At 55.9% G+C, this 14,031-nt stretch carries 16 protein-coding genes; 3 read left to right on the top strand and 13 right to left on the bottom strand.

Features of this window, described 5'->3' with window-relative positions:
- Positions 1 to 6: 6 nt before the first annotated feature.
- Complete coding sequence (locus FFB58_RS14615; protein ID WP_039031687.1) at positions 7 to 708, bottom strand: pirin family protein; 702 nt, start codon at positions 706 to 708, stop codon at positions 7 to 9.
- 105 nt (positions 709 to 813) lie between these two features.
- Here FFB58_RS14615 and FFB58_RS14610 point away from each other — a divergent pair, with 105 nt between their 5' ends.
- On the top strand, positions 814 to 1,710 hold the full coding sequence (locus FFB58_RS14610) for a LysR family transcriptional regulator (protein WP_039031688.1): 897 nt from the start codon (positions 814 to 816) through the stop codon (positions 1,708 to 1,710).
- A 39-nt stretch (positions 1,711 to 1,749) separates the two neighbouring features.
- Here FFB58_RS14610 and FFB58_RS14605 read toward each other — a convergent pair whose 3' ends face one another.
- The 11 genes from FFB58_RS14605 to FFB58_RS14555 all read right to left on the bottom strand — a co-directional run bounded on the left by FFB58_RS14605 (position 1,750) and on the right by FFB58_RS14555 (position 9,055).
- On the bottom strand, positions 1,750 to 2,115 hold the full coding sequence (locus tag FFB58_RS14605; protein WP_039031689.1) for a DUF805 domain-containing protein: 366 nt from the start codon (positions 2,113 to 2,115) through the stop codon (positions 1,750 to 1,752).
- Between the two features lie 105 nt (positions 2,116 to 2,220).
- Positions 2,221 to 3,207, bottom strand: coding sequence for a glutathione S-transferase family protein (locus tag FFB58_RS14600; RefSeq protein ID WP_138370287.1), 987 nt, complete (start codon positions 3,205 to 3,207; stop codon positions 2,221 to 2,223).
- A gap of 65 nt (positions 3,208 to 3,272) precedes the next feature.
- Positions 3,273 to 3,665, bottom strand: a complete 393-nt coding sequence (locus tag FFB58_RS14595; protein ID WP_176556488.1) for a DoxX family protein — start codon at positions 3,663 to 3,665, stop codon at positions 3,273 to 3,275.
- Between the two features lie 221 nt (positions 3,666 to 3,886).
- Positions 3,887 to 4,201, bottom strand: coding sequence for a YqjK-like family protein (locus FFB58_RS14590; protein WP_039031692.1), 315 nt, complete (start codon positions 4,199 to 4,201; stop codon positions 3,887 to 3,889).
- Positions 4,198 to 4,596: a phage holin family protein gene (locus FFB58_RS14585; protein WP_039031693.1), complete on the bottom strand. Its 399-nt coding sequence runs from the start codon at positions 4,594 to 4,596 to the stop codon at positions 4,198 to 4,200. Before FFB58_RS14585 ends, FFB58_RS14590 begins: the two co-directional genes overlap by 4 nt.
- Before the next feature lie 2 nt (positions 4,597 to 4,598).
- Positions 4,599 to 4,904: a YqjD family protein gene (locus FFB58_RS14580; protein WP_039031694.1), complete on the bottom strand. Its 306-nt coding sequence runs from the start codon at positions 4,902 to 4,904 to the stop codon at positions 4,599 to 4,601.
- A 29-nt stretch (positions 4,905 to 4,933) separates the two neighbouring features.
- Positions 4,934 to 5,302, bottom strand: a complete 369-nt coding sequence (locus FFB58_RS14575; RefSeq protein ID WP_039031695.1) for a DUF1090 domain-containing protein — start codon at positions 5,300 to 5,302, stop codon at positions 4,934 to 4,936.
- A gap of 154 nt (positions 5,303 to 5,456) precedes the next feature.
- On the bottom strand, positions 5,457 to 5,840 hold the full coding sequence (mzrA, locus tag FFB58_RS14570; RefSeq protein WP_039031696.1) for an EnvZ/OmpR regulon moderator MzrA: 384 nt from the start codon (positions 5,838 to 5,840) through the stop codon (positions 5,457 to 5,459).
- Positions 5,841 to 5,844: 4 nt separating this feature from the next.
- Entirely contained in the window at positions 5,845 to 6,507 is a 663-nt protein-coding gene (gene yqjA, locus FFB58_RS14565) for a DedA family general envelope maintenance protein YqjA (protein ID WP_039031697.1), read from the bottom strand.
- Between the two features lie 351 nt (positions 6,508 to 6,858).
- Positions 6,859 to 7,635 carry a transcriptional regulator ExuR gene (gene exuR / locus FFB58_RS14560; protein ID WP_138370285.1) on the bottom strand — a complete coding sequence of 259 codons (777 nt, stop codon included), beginning with the start codon at positions 7,633 to 7,635 and terminating at the stop codon, positions 6,859 to 6,861.
- Positions 7,636 to 7,756: 121 nt separating this feature from the next.
- Positions 7,757 to 9,055, bottom strand: coding sequence for an MFS transporter (locus tag FFB58_RS14555; RefSeq protein ID WP_039031699.1), 1,299 nt, complete (start codon positions 9,053 to 9,055; stop codon positions 7,757 to 7,759).
- A gap of 468 nt (positions 9,056 to 9,523) precedes the next feature.
- On the opposite strand from FFB58_RS14555, the gene uxaC reads away from it, so the two are divergent.
- Entirely contained in the window at positions 9,524 to 10,936 is a 1,413-nt protein-coding gene (gene uxaC, locus FFB58_RS14550; RefSeq protein ID WP_039031700.1) for a glucuronate isomerase, read from the top strand.
- A gap of 17 nt (positions 10,937 to 10,953) precedes the next feature.
- A complete protein-coding gene (locus FFB58_RS14545) occupies positions 10,954 to 12,441 on the top strand; it encodes an altronate dehydratase family protein (RefSeq protein WP_039031701.1) in 1,488 nt (495 codons plus the stop codon).
- A gap of 138 nt (positions 12,442 to 12,579) precedes the next feature.
- Here FFB58_RS14545 and sstT read toward each other — a convergent pair whose 3' ends face one another.
- Positions 12,580 to 13,821 carry a serine/threonine transporter SstT gene (sstT, locus tag FFB58_RS14540; protein WP_138370284.1) on the bottom strand — a complete coding sequence of 414 codons (1,242 nt, stop codon included), beginning with the start codon at positions 13,819 to 13,821 and terminating at the stop codon, positions 12,580 to 12,582.
- Positions 13,822 to 14,031: the final 210 nt, after the last annotated feature.

Below are 14,031 nucleotides of genomic sequence, written 5' to 3'. Positions count from 1 at the left end.
ATGGACTCAGACAGGCAAATCAATCAGCAGCGCACGCAAAGGCGTGTCGGCTACCAAGGTGATATTCGCCTCGTCGCGGATAAACGCCCCATCCCCGCAGGTTAACGCTTCACGCTCCTCTGCTGGGGTCTGCGCATGTACCGTGCCGTGAATAGATTGCAGGTAGGCGCGCGGGCCGTGCAGCTGAAAACTCAGACGCTCCCCTTTATCCAGCTCGATATGGTGCAGCCACACCTGCTGGCGAAGTTGCAGGCTGCCTGAACTGCCATCCGGCGAGGCCAGCAGCTGCTGTTTCGCATCCAGCAGGTCGATCTTCTGTAGCAGCGGGTTTTCCCGCTCCGGGCAGGCATCCAGCCACAGCTGCAGACGCGTCAACGTCTTGTCTTTGCTGAGGTTATGTTCGCTATAGCTGATGCCGGGCTGGGTGGCTATCAGCAATGCTTCACCGGCTTTCGCCTGGACATGGTTGCCCTCGCTGTCGCGGTACTCTGCTTCGCCTTCAAGGATCAGGTTCAGGATATCCACTTTTGGATAGGTACGCGGCTGGAACGAGGCCCCCGGTGCGAGAACTTCCTGGTTCAGTACACGCAAAGAGGCATAGCCCAGCAGTTTCGGGTCAAAGTAGTGTCCAAAGGAAAAGGTGTAGCGGGCCTGCAGCCAACCGAAATCGGCTTGTCCGCACTGTTTAGCTGTTCTTGTCGTAATCATAAAACTTGACCTCTCTTTACACTAAAACAATGGTAAAGGTATGGACGCTGCATTGTTAGCCAGATATTCTGCCCGGTATGTTCAAATTTCCTGAATGAGAACGCCATGGCTAAAGAGAGAGCATTGACCCTTGAAGCGCTGCGCGTGATGGACGCCATCGATCGTCGCGGTAGCTTCGCTGCAGCAGCAGATGAACTGGGGCGCGTGCCATCTGCCCTGAGCTACACCATGCAGAAGCTGGAAGAAGAGCTGGATGTGGTGCTGTTTGACCGTTCCGGTCACCGAACAAAATTCACTAACGTCGGGCGAATGCTGCTGGAGCGCGGGCGCGTGTTGCTGGAAGCGGCGGATAAGCTGACCACCGACGCCGAAGCGCTGGCCCGCGGCTGGGAAACGCACCTGACGCTGGTCACCGAAGCGCTGGTACCTACTGCGGCACTCTACCCGCTGGTGGAGCGTCTGGCGGATAAAGCCAATACCCAGCTTTCCATTATCACCGAAGTGCTTGCCGGGGCGTGGGAGCGTCTGGAGCAGGGCCGGGCGGATATTGTGATTGCGCCGGACATGCACTTCCGCTCTTCGTCGGAGATCAATTCCCGCAAGCTCTATACCGTAATGAACGTGTACGTTGCCGCGCCGGATCACCCGATTCATCAGGAGCCCGAGCCGCTGTCTGAAGTAACCCGCGTTAAATACCGCGGCGTGGCGGTGGCCGATACCGCCCGCGAGCGTCCGGTGTTAACCGTTCAGCTGCTTGATAAGCAGCCGCGCCTCACCGTCAGTACGCTGGAAGATAAGCGTCAGGCGCTGCTGGCCGGATTGGGCGTGGCCACCATGCCGTATCCGTTTGTCGAAAAAGATATTGCCGAAGGGCGTCTGCGGGTTGTCAGCCCGGAGTACACAAGCGAAGTGGATATCATTATGGCGTGGCGTCGTGACAGCATGGGCGAAGCCAAATCCTGGTGTCTGCGCGAGATCCAGAAACTCTTTACCCAGAAGTAACCTGTTGGCCCGGCAAGCATAGCGCCACCGGGCAACCTGTCATTTGTTCAGCAGTGGATCCGGCCCAAAGCGGTTTTCACCTTCCGTACCGCGCTGGCAGTTGAAGATCACAATGATCAACCAGCCGATAATCGGAATGAGCGCCAGCAGCAGCCACCACGCCGTCCGGTCGGTATCATGCAGCCGGCGAAACAGCACGGCCCATGAGGGCAGCAGCACCAGCAAGCCATACAGGGTGGTCAGAATGCCTTCGCCGCCAGCCCGTTCCCAGCCCAGCATCTTGTCGATCAGCCCCAGCACGCAAATCAGAATGAAGTTCACCAGGGTGAACATCCAGAACTCTTTGCGCCGGGCGCGACCTTTAAACCCAATATAATTCCGCAGTACTTTCAGATACCAGTCCATGTTTTTGACCTCAATAGCAATTAATCACTTGTTTTTTAAGCGATCCACTAAAGCATAGACGGGAATAAAGGGGTGTAAAGGGCGCCGGAATAGCGCCCCTGAGGCTTAGCCGAAGCGGACGTCGCGCCCGTGCGGTTCGTTCAGATCCTGCCACGGGCCAATGGAAATAATGCCCGTCGGATTGATGGTTTTATGGCTGCGATAGTAGTGGTTACGGATGTGGTCAAAATCCACCGTCTCCGCGATCCCCGGCATCTGATAAATGTCGCGCAGGAAACCGTACAGGTTGAGGTAATCGCTGATCCGGTGTTTGTCGCACTTAAAATGGGTGACGTAAACCGGGTCAAAGCGCACCAGCGTGGTCCACAGACGAATATCCGCTTCGGTCAGCTGGTTGCCGGTCAGATAGCGGTGCTGGCCCAGGATCTGCTCCAGACGCTCCAGCGACTTAAAGACGTTAGTCACGGCTTCATCATAGGCTTCCTGACTGGTGGCAAAACCGGCCTTATAGACGCCGTTATTGACGTTGTCGTAGATCCAGCTATTCAGGTCATCAATCTTATCGCGCAGCGCAGGCGGATAATAATCGCCCGCCCGGGCTCCGTGGGCATCAAACGCGGTGTTAAACATGCGGATGATTTCGGCGGACTCATTGCTGACGATGGTCTGATTTTTCTTGTCCCACAGTACCGGAACGGTAACGCGGCCGGTGTAGTGCGGATCGGCGCGCAGGTAGAGCTGGTAAAGAAAATCATGGTGATAGAGCGAGTCGCCGCTGGCCGCCGGGAAGTCATCGCCAAAGGTCCAGCCGTTCTCCAGCATCAGCGGATGCACCACCGAGACGGGGATCAGCGAGTCCAGCCCCTTCAGGGCGCGGACGATCAGGGTACGGTGCGCCCACGGACAGGCCAGAGAAACATAGAGGTGATAACGATCTTTCTCGGCCGCAAAGCCGCCTTCGCCGCTCGGGCCAGGCGCACCGTCGGCGGTGAGCCAGTTACGGAAGGCCGAAACAGAACGTTTGAAACGTCCCCCGGTTGATTTGGTGTCATACCAGGTATCCTGCCAGACGCCGTCTACGAGTTGTCCCATTTATTCCTCCTTAGATAGCAAAAGCGAGGAGAGATCTCCTCGCTTTTTGATTCAGTATAGCGTGCTTACCACTTCTTATTCAGGACGCGGTCGATACTGAACGCACCCGGACCGGTGATAGCCAGCAGCAGGTAACCGCCCGCGATGGTCAGGTTTTTCATGAACATCAGAGAGTTCACGCCTTCCGCAAAGTTGCTGTGGAACAGGAACGCGGTCAGAAGAGTGAAGCCTGCGGTGAACAGCGCGGTCGTACGGGTCAGGAAACCGAACAGGATTGCCAGACCACCACCCAGTTCAAGCAGAATGGTCAACGGCAGCAGGAACCCCGGAACGCCCATTGCTTCCATATACTGCTGGGTACCGGCATAACCACCGATTTTGCCCCAGCCTGCAGTAATAAATAGGATTGGCATCAGAACGCGCGCTACCAGTACACCAACATCTTCTAATTTTTTCATCTTACTCTCCAGGGAACCATTTGGGCTGTGAAACCTATTTAATGTGCAAAATCGGGCGGATGCCGCGGTCTCGCTGTCGATGGAGAGAATCATAAACGGGGCGAATGCCGATTGTTAGCAAGGAAAACTGTCAATCTTTATCAAAGATATTGAGCAAGCAGAGGGGGAGGGGATAAAAATAAAGCGCCCTCAGGCGCTTTACGAGTGGAGCAGGCTAAACGTCAGTGCGTTTCGGATTTGCGAAGCTGTTGCTGGGTAAGTGTGGTTTTAACCAGCTTCCAGGCGCTCCAGATACCAAAGCCACGACGCGCCCAGCGGATCAGCCTGTTCGGATGGCGGACAGCTTTCACCGCCAGGATACTGCTCCCTACCAGCGCCCAGGCGCGCAGGTTGAGGAACATCGTCCATCCGCGATCGTAACTGTGCGTCGCTTCCAGCCAGTCACGGCTGCCGGCCGACAGATCCAGCCTTTGCTGCTGGATCTGGCTCAGCAAAAATGCTTTTTCTCGCTCACGTTCCGATCGGCTTCTGCTCACTTTTTGTCATCCTCCAGCAACGACCGATCGTTGGCCAGTTCCTTACGGGTATGATGTAACAGGGTGGAGTGGCGCACTTTGCGCATCGTCCATATTCCCCCAATCAGGGCGGCAAGCAGCAGCACCACGGTGGTGCCAATCATCACATTAAGACGATACTGCGGATCGACTGCCCAGATAATCAATACCATCAGGCTCATCAGGCCAAAGGCGGCGAAGAGCATGGTCAACCCCAACATCAGTAGCAGCTGGAAGAGGTTAGCTTTCTCTTCTTCCAGTTCAACCACTGCCAACCGGATTCGCGTCTCAGCGATGCCGACAAGTGTGGTTAAAATCCGCTGTCCGATACCGAGGACGTTTTTTGCGGGCCCTTGTGGTTGACGTGAATCTTCCATAATTAACGTCGCGTAAGCAGCATGCCGATGACAACGCCCACCGCAGCACCAATGCCTACGCCGGCCCAAGGATTCTCACGCACGTACTCATCAGCGCGCGCGGCGGCCTCACGGGTCTGTTTTGCCAGCACGTCGCTGGTTTCACCCAGGCGATAGCGGCTCTCGTGCAGGGCCTTCTCCGCTTTATTGCGCAGTTTGCTCAGCTCTTCTTTCGACTTGTCGCTTGAGGAGCTCAGCACCTCTTCCAGGGTATCCGCCAGGGACTTCAGTTCAGCGCGTAAATGGTCTGACGTGGTATCTTTTGACATGATTCTCTCCTGTTACGATGTCCATTAGATCAGTAGTCGCGAGACTCAAGCGCTTTCAGTTCGTTCTGCGCTTCTTGCAGTTTATGCTCACGTTTGGCAACTTTATCCGCATCGCCTTTCTCTTTTGCTTCCGTCAGATCCCGACGGCGTTCAGCAATCTCCTCTTTCTGCTCGTCAATCTTGCGCTGATGATCGGCGCGCAATTTGCTGTCGGAGCAGTTAGCTTTGACTTCGCTCAGAGCTTTTTTCAATCCATTGATTCTGCTCTGATTGTTATGCTTTTCAGCGTAACTGATCTCGCGTTGGATATCCTGTTCCTTCTCCTGACAAAGAGATGAAGCGAACGATGCTGTGCTCAAAGAAAAAAGGGCGAGGCCCAGGGCGATGCGGTATTTCATTGTTGAAACCTTCCATTGTTTTCGACATAACCTGCGGGAATGTCGATTTCCAGGGTCGTGCGGAGTACGAATGAGAGGTGCTCCGCGTACTTAAGCATAGTAAGTAAACGGTGATATCACCAAAGTGAGTGAAAAGATTCAGAATAGTGGAAATTTAACCTAACAGGCGCGACGTATCTCGCAGACGCGTCAGCCATGCTGCCGTCTGACTGTTGTCATCCTGCTGAGCAATGATGTAGCCATGCGGCAGGCTGCGATCGAGCACCTTCTTCGCGGCAGCGCTCTCTACGCTGGAGTCGAAGGTGATCAGCAGCACGTCGTTCTGCGGAGTAATGCTTTTGAACTGAATGCCGTTGGCATCCAGATGATGCCAGATGGAGAAACCATCCGGCATGCTGACGCCCTGACTGACGGCGCGGATAGCAAGCGTCGACTCCTGCTTTTGCAGAGCAGACCAGGCCAGCAAGAGCGCGCTGAACATCACCAGCGCGATCATGGCATAAGAGAGACGACGCAGTGACGCGTTTGAACTGGCCATTACGTTAGCCCTGACTTCCATGTTTTTTCTTCCAGAGAACAACCAGCGAACCAATCAGACCGAACACCAGCAGCACAACCGGCAGCAGCATCAGGCAGGACATCAATTGATCTTCATACTTCAGGAACACCGGCGTCTTGCCGAGCAGATACCCAAGCGTGGTGAGGATCAGCACCCACAGCAGGCCGCTCATCCAGTTAAAGAACTGGAAACGCGCGCTGCTAAGACCGGAAAGACCGGCAATCGTTGGCAAAAGGGTGCGGACAAAGGCGATAAAGCGGCCGACCAGCAGCGCAGAGAGCCCGTGCTTGTGGAACAGGTGATGCGCCCGCTGGTGATAGTGCGCCGGTAAATGCGACAGCCAGTTCTGCACGATGCGCGTATTGCCAAGCCATCGCCCCTGGATATAGCTCAACCAGCAGCCGAGGCTGGCCGCGATAGTCAGCAGCAGCACGGTTTGCGGAAACTGCATTGCCCCTTTTGCACAGAGCACGCCAACCAGCACCAGCAGACTATCGCCTGGCAGGAAAGCGGCCGGCAGCAGACCGTTTTCAAGAAACAGAATCATAAACAGGACAAAATAGAGCATGCCAATCATGGAAGGATTGGCCAGCGTTTCGAAATCCTGAGCCCATAAGGCATTAAGTAGTTGGGTCAAAAGTTCCATTCAGTGTTCCTGGAAATCGGTTAACGACGCACCTGTCAACCGGGTCAAACAGCACGGCGACATTTTTTATGATTTCATTATGGTCGCTCGCGGACACAGTGTGTGGCCAGAACTGTTCCCTGTTAAATGGCTAGGTAAGCAAGCACTAACTAACAAGCTAAACGGCAATTTGCATCTAATTGTAACAAACCCCAATGGGATCCGTCACAGAAATTGCGTATGTCGAAGAGTGATTTTGTCTTAACCCAGGGAGAGGACGCGAGGCTATTTACAAAGGCTGACACTATAGATGTTTACTTACCCACCGGGTGCGGAAGGCGCAGCGAAGCGCCTGCCAGAGGAAGAAGGAAACTATTTTGCGTGACTGACGGCGCTATCGAGGTGAACGACCGGATTCTCAGCAAAAAGATAGCGGTCGGCATTAAATTCGAAGTCATCACTGGTTTCATTGAACAGCATCTGTTTGGTGTTCTCGAGATGTTGCCACATCGCCAGTTTTGCCGCATGCGGGTCTTTACGAATCAGCGCTTTAAGAATTTGGTCATGATCGTCGCACCAGTTATCCACGGTACGGGAATCGATGTGATCGTGCAGTTTTTTCCAGTACGGGTTATGAACGCGCTGAGTCCACATTTTTTCCACGATTGCAGCCAGGGCGGTATTCTGCGTCGCTAAAGCCACCTGAACGTGAAACTGCAGGTCCCATTCGGAATCGCGGAAGCATTTCTCTTTGCGCGCGTTATCCTGGATCTCCATCAGCTTCATGATGTCCTGCTTGGTCACCTGGGTCGCCGCAAACTCGGCGATATTGCTCTCGATAAGCTGACGAGCCTGGAGCAGCTCGAACGGGCCGTAGTTAGCAAATTCCAGATTTTCGTCCGGGGCCGGGGAGTGTTTTGCCTGGCTGGAGATCACATGAATGCCGGACCCTTTACGCACCTCAACATAGCCTTCCACTTCCAGCATGATAATGGCTTCCCGAACCACGGTGCGGCTGACGCTTTTTTCATCAGCAATAAAGCGCTCGGCAGGCAATTTGTCACCCACCAGATAAACGCCTTGCTCGATGCGAGTTTTCAGCTCAGCGGCAAGTTGCTGATAAAGACGACGGGGTTCGTTGATTTCCATATGCGCTCCAGGCAGGGTACGGCGAATTATTTGTTATACCACTTTTACCCATTTGTCTCCAGATTTGGCTCGCAAAAAAGCCGCCCGGAAGCGGCTTTTTGGTTGTATGGCGGCAATAAATCTAACTCTGCGTCGCCGGCCTTCCGAGGGACTCTTTCTGCAGCTCTTCAGCGGATTTGCTTTTCAGCACCGTCCAGATAAGCACCGCGCCCATCAGGTCGAAGACAGCCAGAACCGCGAACAGCGGGCTAAAGCCGATGGTGTCAGCCAGCGCACCGACGACCAGGGCAAACAGGGTGCTTGCGGTCCAGGCAGCCATCCCGGTCAGGCCGTTCGCTGTCGCCACTTCATTACGACCGAACACGTCGGAAGAGAGGGTGATCAGCGCACCGGACAGGGACTGGTGAGCAAAACCACCGACGCACAACAGGGCAATAGCAATATACGGGCTGGTGAACAGGCCGATCATGCCCGGGCCAATCATCAGCAGGGCGCCCATGGTGACAACCATTTTACGGGAGACAATCAGGTTCACGCCAAACCAGCGCTGGAACAGCGGTGGCAGGTAGCCGCCGACGATACAGCCCAGGTCTGCGAACAGCATTGGCATCCAGGCGAACATGGCGATCTCTTTCAGGTTAAAGCCGTACACTTTAAACATGAACAGCGGGATCCAGGCGTTGAAGGTCCCCCATGCTGGCTCAGCCAGGAAACGCGGCAGGGCGATACCCCAGAACTGACGGGTGCCGAGGATCTGCAGCACGGACATTTTCTTGCCGTTATTGGTCTGGTGCTGGGATTCCTGGCCGTTAATGATGTAGTCGCGTTCTTCGTCAGAGAGCTTCTTCTGATCGCGCGGGTGTTTGTAGAAGATGAGCCAGGACATCGCCCAGGCGAAGCTCAGCACGCCGGAGAGAATAAACGCCAGCTGCCAGCTGTGCATCACGATAGCCCATACCACCAGCGGCGGAGCAATCATCGCGCCAATAGAGGAACCCACGTTGAAGTAGCCTACCGCAATGGAACGCTCTTTCGCCGGGAACCACTCGGAGGCCGCTTTCAGGCCCGCCGGGATCATCGCAGCTTCAGCTGCACCGACCGCGCCACGTGCCAGCGCCAGGCCACCCCAGCTCCCTGCCAGCGCGGTTGCGCCGCAGAAGATTGCCCAGGTGACGGCAAACACCGCGTAGCCAACTTTAGTCCCCAGGATATCCAGCACGTAGCCCGCTACCGGCTGCATGATGGTATAAGCCGCGGAATAGGCCGCGATGATATAGGAGTATTGCTGTGTGGAGATGTGCAGCTCTTCCATCAGCGTTGGCGCAGCCGCCGCTATGGTGTTACGCGTCAGGTAGCCCAGCACGGTGCCAAGCGTCACCAGTGCGATCATGTACCAACGTAACCCTTTAATTTTACGCATGTAAAACCTCATCGTTATGTTATTGCCGCACCGGAGTACGGGCATCTCTACGCATGGCGTGAGATGTTTTTAACGGGAGGGCGTAACCGGAAATACTCCCGGTACGGCCCGAACCTTGCCATAAGTAACTTGCATAATTCGGTATCCTTACCGCTGAGTCCGACGCCTGAGGCACCGGTAATGCATTCCGTCGGCTTATAATTTGCGACGGCAGAACGATAACTTGTCATACAACTTTAAAAGGTGAGTGACATCACAAAAGTGTCAATAATTGTAAGGGTAATGTCGAGGCTCTGTCAGGCCAGAGCTGGCGCGGGGTTAGGCGTTATTTAACACTTTAGATGTAGATTATTTGTCGACGTTTATTGATCTAACTCACGAAAAAATCATCGGCCTCTGGAAATTGGTGTGATAACTTTGCAGCATCTAAACATTGCTTTCTGACGTGCCCGTTAAGAGGATAACGACATGACTCCGTTTATGACTGAAGATTTCCTGTTAGATACTGAATTCGCCCGCCGCCTGTACCATGATTACGCGAAAGACCAGCCGATTTTCGACTACCACTGCCACCTTCCGCCGCAGCAGGTTGCCGAAAATTACCGTTTCAAAAACCTGTATGACATCTGGCTGAAAGGTGACCACTATAAGTGGCGCGCCATGCGCACCAACGGCGTAGCGGAACGCCTGTGTACCGGCGATGCGTCCGACCGTGAAAAATTCGACGCCTGGGCCGCGACCGTGCCGCACACCATCGGTAACCCGCTGTACCACTGGACCCACCTGGAGCTGCGCCGTCCGTTTGGCATCACCGGCAAGCTGCTCTCGCCGTCCACGGCGGATGAGATCTGGAACGAATGCAACGAGCTGCTGGCCCAGGACAAATTCTCTGCCCGCGGCATCATGAAACAGATGAATGTGAAGATGGTCGGCACCACCGACGATCCGATTGACTCCCTGGAGCATCACGCCGTTGTCGCCAAAGACGCCTCTTTTGACGTCAAAGTGCTGCCAAGCTGGCGCCCGGATAAAGCCTTCAACATTGAGCAGGCGACCTTTGCCGACTACATGGCGAAACTGGCCGAAGTCTCCGACACCGAGATCCGCCGCTTCAGCGATCTGCAGGCTGCGCTGACCAAACGTCTGGACCACTTTGCGGCTCACGGCTGTAAGGTTTCTGACCATGCGCTGGACGTAGTGCTGTTTGCCGACGCCAACGAAGGCGAGCTGGACAGCATTCTGGCGCGTCGTCTGGCGGGTGAAAGCCTGAGCGAGCACGAAGTGGCGCAGTTTAAAACTGCGGTACTGGTCTGGCTGGCGGCCGAATATGCCCGTCGCGGCTGGGTGCAGCAGTACCACATCGGCGCGCTGCGCAATAACAACCAGCGTCAGTTCAAACTGCTGGGCGCCGACGTCGGTTTCGACTCCATCAACGACCGTCCGCTGGCGGAAGAGCTGTCAAAACTGCTGAGCAAACAGAACGAAGAGAACCTGCTGCCAAAAACCATTCTTTACTGCCTGAACCCGCGCGATAACGAAGTGCTGGGCACCATGATCGGCAACTTCCAGGGCGAAGGGATGCCGGGCAAGATGCAGTTCGGTTCCGGCTGGTGGTTCAACGATCAGAAAGACGGCATGGAGCGTCAGATGACACAGCTGGCGCAGCTTGGTCTGCTGAGCCGCTTTGTCGGGATGCTGACCGACAGCCGCAGCTTCCTTTCTTATACTCGCCACGAATACTTCCGCCGCATTCTGTGCCAGATGATTGGCCGCTGGGTCACCGCGGGCGAAGCGCCGGCCGATATACAGCTGCTGGGCGAAATGGTGAGAAACATCTGCTTTAACAACGCGCGCGACTACTTCGCTATTGAACTGAACTAAGGCCGTCTGAGGTTGATATGCAATACATCAAAATCCATTCGCTGGACAACGTTGCGGTCGCGCTGGCCGACCTGAGCGAAGGGCTGGACGTGACGTTTGGTAACCAGACCGTCACGCTGCGCCAGGACATGGCGCGCGGGCACAAATTTGCCCTGCAGCCCATTGCCAAAGGGGAGAACGTTGTTAAATACGGTCTGCCTATTGGCCATGCGCTGGCGGATATCGCGGCGGGTGAATTCATTCACTCCCACAATACCCGCACCAATCTGAGCGATCTGGATGAGTACAGCTATCAACCTGAGTTGCAGGCTGAGAGCAGCCAGGCGGCAGATCGTGACGTCCAGATCTACCGCCGCGCCAGCGGTGAGGTGGGGATTCGCAATGAACTGTGGATCCTGCCCACCGTCGGCTGCGTTAACGGCATCGCCCGTCAGATCCAGAGCCGTTTCCTGAAAGAGACCAATGAAGCAGAAGGCACCGACGGCGTGTTCCTCTTCAGCCACACCTACGGCTGTTCCCAGCTGGGTGACGACCACATCAACACCCGTACCATGCTGCAAAACATGGTCCGCCACCCGAACGCCGGGGCGGTGCTGGTGATCGGCCTCGGCTGTGAGAACAACCAGGTGGATGCCTTCCGTGAAACGCTGGGCGATTTCGATCCTTCCCGCGTTCACTTTATGGTGTGCCAGCATCAGGACGACGAAGTGGAAGCCGGTCTGGAACACCTGCATCAGCTGTATGAGGTGATGCGCCACGACCAGCGCGAGGCGGGCAAGCTGAGCGAGCTGAAGTTTGGTCTGGAGTGCGGCGGTTCGGACGGCCTGTCCGGCATCACCGCGAACCCGATGCTGGGCCAGTTCTCCGATTACGTCATCGGCAACGGCGGCACTACCGTGCTGACCGAAGTGCCGGAGATGTTCGGTGCCGAGCGCATTCTGATGAGCCACTGCCGCGATGAAGCGACCTTTGAAAAAACCGTCACCATGGTGAACGACTTCAAGCAGTACTTTATCGCCCACAACCAGCCGATTTACGAGAACCCATCCCCGGGCAACAAGGCGGGCGGGATCACCACGCTGGAAGAGAAATCCCTCGGCTGTACCCAGAAAGCGGGTGCCAGCCAGGTGGTGGATGTTCTGCGCTACGGCGAGCGGTTGAACACGCCGGGCCTGAACCTGTTAAGCGCGCCGGGCAACGACGCCGTCGCCACCAGCGCCCTGGCGGGTGCGGGCTGCCATATGGTGCTGTTCAGCACCGGTCGCGGTACGCCGTACGGCGGCTTTGTGCCAACGGTGAAAATCGCCACCAACAGCGAGCTGGCGGCGAAGAAAAAGCACTGGATTGATTTCGATGCCGGTCAGCTGATCCACGGCAAAGCGATGCCGCAGCTGTTAACGGAATTCGTGGATGTGATTGTGGATATCGCCAACGGCAAGCAGGCCTGCAACGAGAAAAACGACTTCCGCGAGCTGGCGATCTTTAAGAGTGGTGTGACGCTGTAAGCGGTGCGGCCTGATGCCCTCACCCTGACCCTCTCCCACGCGGAGAGGGCACAAACACTAAAAACGGCAACCTCAGGGTTGCCGTTTTGCTTTTATCCTGTAGGCCCGGTAAGGCGTAGCCGCCACCGGGCTTTTTTATTAATTACGTAAGGCGTTCTTAGCCAGACGCGCGTCTTCAGCCTGACAGGCCGCAGCGGTAAACAGCACGTCGGTGGAGGAGTTCAGCGCGGTTTCGCAGGAGTCCTGCAGCACGCCAATGATGAAGCCCACCGCCACAACCTGCATCGCCACTTCGTTCGGGATGCCGAACATATTACAGGCCAGCGGGATCAGCAGCAGAGAACCACCCGCCACACCCGATGCGCCACAGGCACACAGCGAGGCCACGACGCTCAGCAGCAGCGCGGTTGGCAGATCGACCGGCACACCCAGAGTATGTACGGCGGCCAGGGTCAGCACGGTGATGGTGATCGCCGCGCCCGCCATGTTCACCGTCGCACCCAGCGGGATGGAGACGGAATAGGTATCACGATCCAGGTTCAGCTTCTCGGCCAGGGCCATGTTCACCGGAATGTTCGCCGCGGAACTGCGGGTGAAGAAGGCGTAGACGCCGCTCTCACGCAGGCAGGTCAGCACCAGCGGATACGGGTTACGGCGGATCTGCCAGAACACCAGCAGCGGGTTGATCACCAGCGCCACCAGCAGCATGCAGCCCACCAGCACCACCAGCAGCTGGGCATAGCCCCACAGGGTTTCAAAACCGGTGGTCGCCAGGGTGGAGGAGACCAGACCGAAGATACCGATCGGCGCAAAGCGAATAACCACTTTCACCATAAAAGTCACGGCGTTGGAAACGTCATTCACCAGATTTTTAGTGGTGTCGTTACCGTGGCGCAGGGCAAAGCCCAGTCCAACGGCCCACACCAGAATGCCGATGTAGTTGGCATTCAGCAGGGCGTCAATCGGGTTAGAGACCATGCTCAGCAGCAGGCCGCGAAGCACTTCCACGATGCCCGATGGCGGGGTGATATCGCCTGCGGCAGAGGTGAGATGCAGCGTGGACGGGAACAGGAAGCTAAAGACTACCGCCGTCAGCGCGGCAGAGAAGGTGCCCAGCAGATAAAGGAACAGAATAGGGCGAATGTTGGTTTTTTGTCCGTGTTGGTGGTTGGCAATGGAGGCCATCACCAGCATCAGCACCAGGACCGGTGCGACGGCCTTTAACGCGCCAACGAACAGGGTGCCGAGCAGGCCGGTGGCGATGGCGGCGGGTTTAGAGACCAGGGCCAGTAAAATACCCAGCACCAGACCTACCAGTATTTGTTTAACGAGGCTGCCCTGCGCCAGGCGCGCGAGCAGACCAGGGGATTGCATGGTCATAAAAATTCCTTCAGTGAGATTGCGTTCCGTCCCGGAGATGCTCTGAGGCACTTATATTCCGGTTAGAGGTGTGTGTTTGTCAGGATGAGTATATTGAATGCGCGAAGCCTGGGAAGAGCAAAATGCTGGAATTTACGTGTTGCGTCATATTTTTTAACTGTGCGTTTACATTTTTGCTGAGTGGTTCGCTTAAACCCCTCTGCGCAAGGT

This window comes from Enterobacter sp. MF024 (genome assembly GCF_005843915.1).
Classification (GTDB): Bacteria; Pseudomonadota; Gammaproteobacteria; order Enterobacterales; family Enterobacteriaceae; genus Enterobacter; species Enterobacter barmai.
This window is presented reverse-complemented; position numbering and strand designations above follow the sequence as displayed.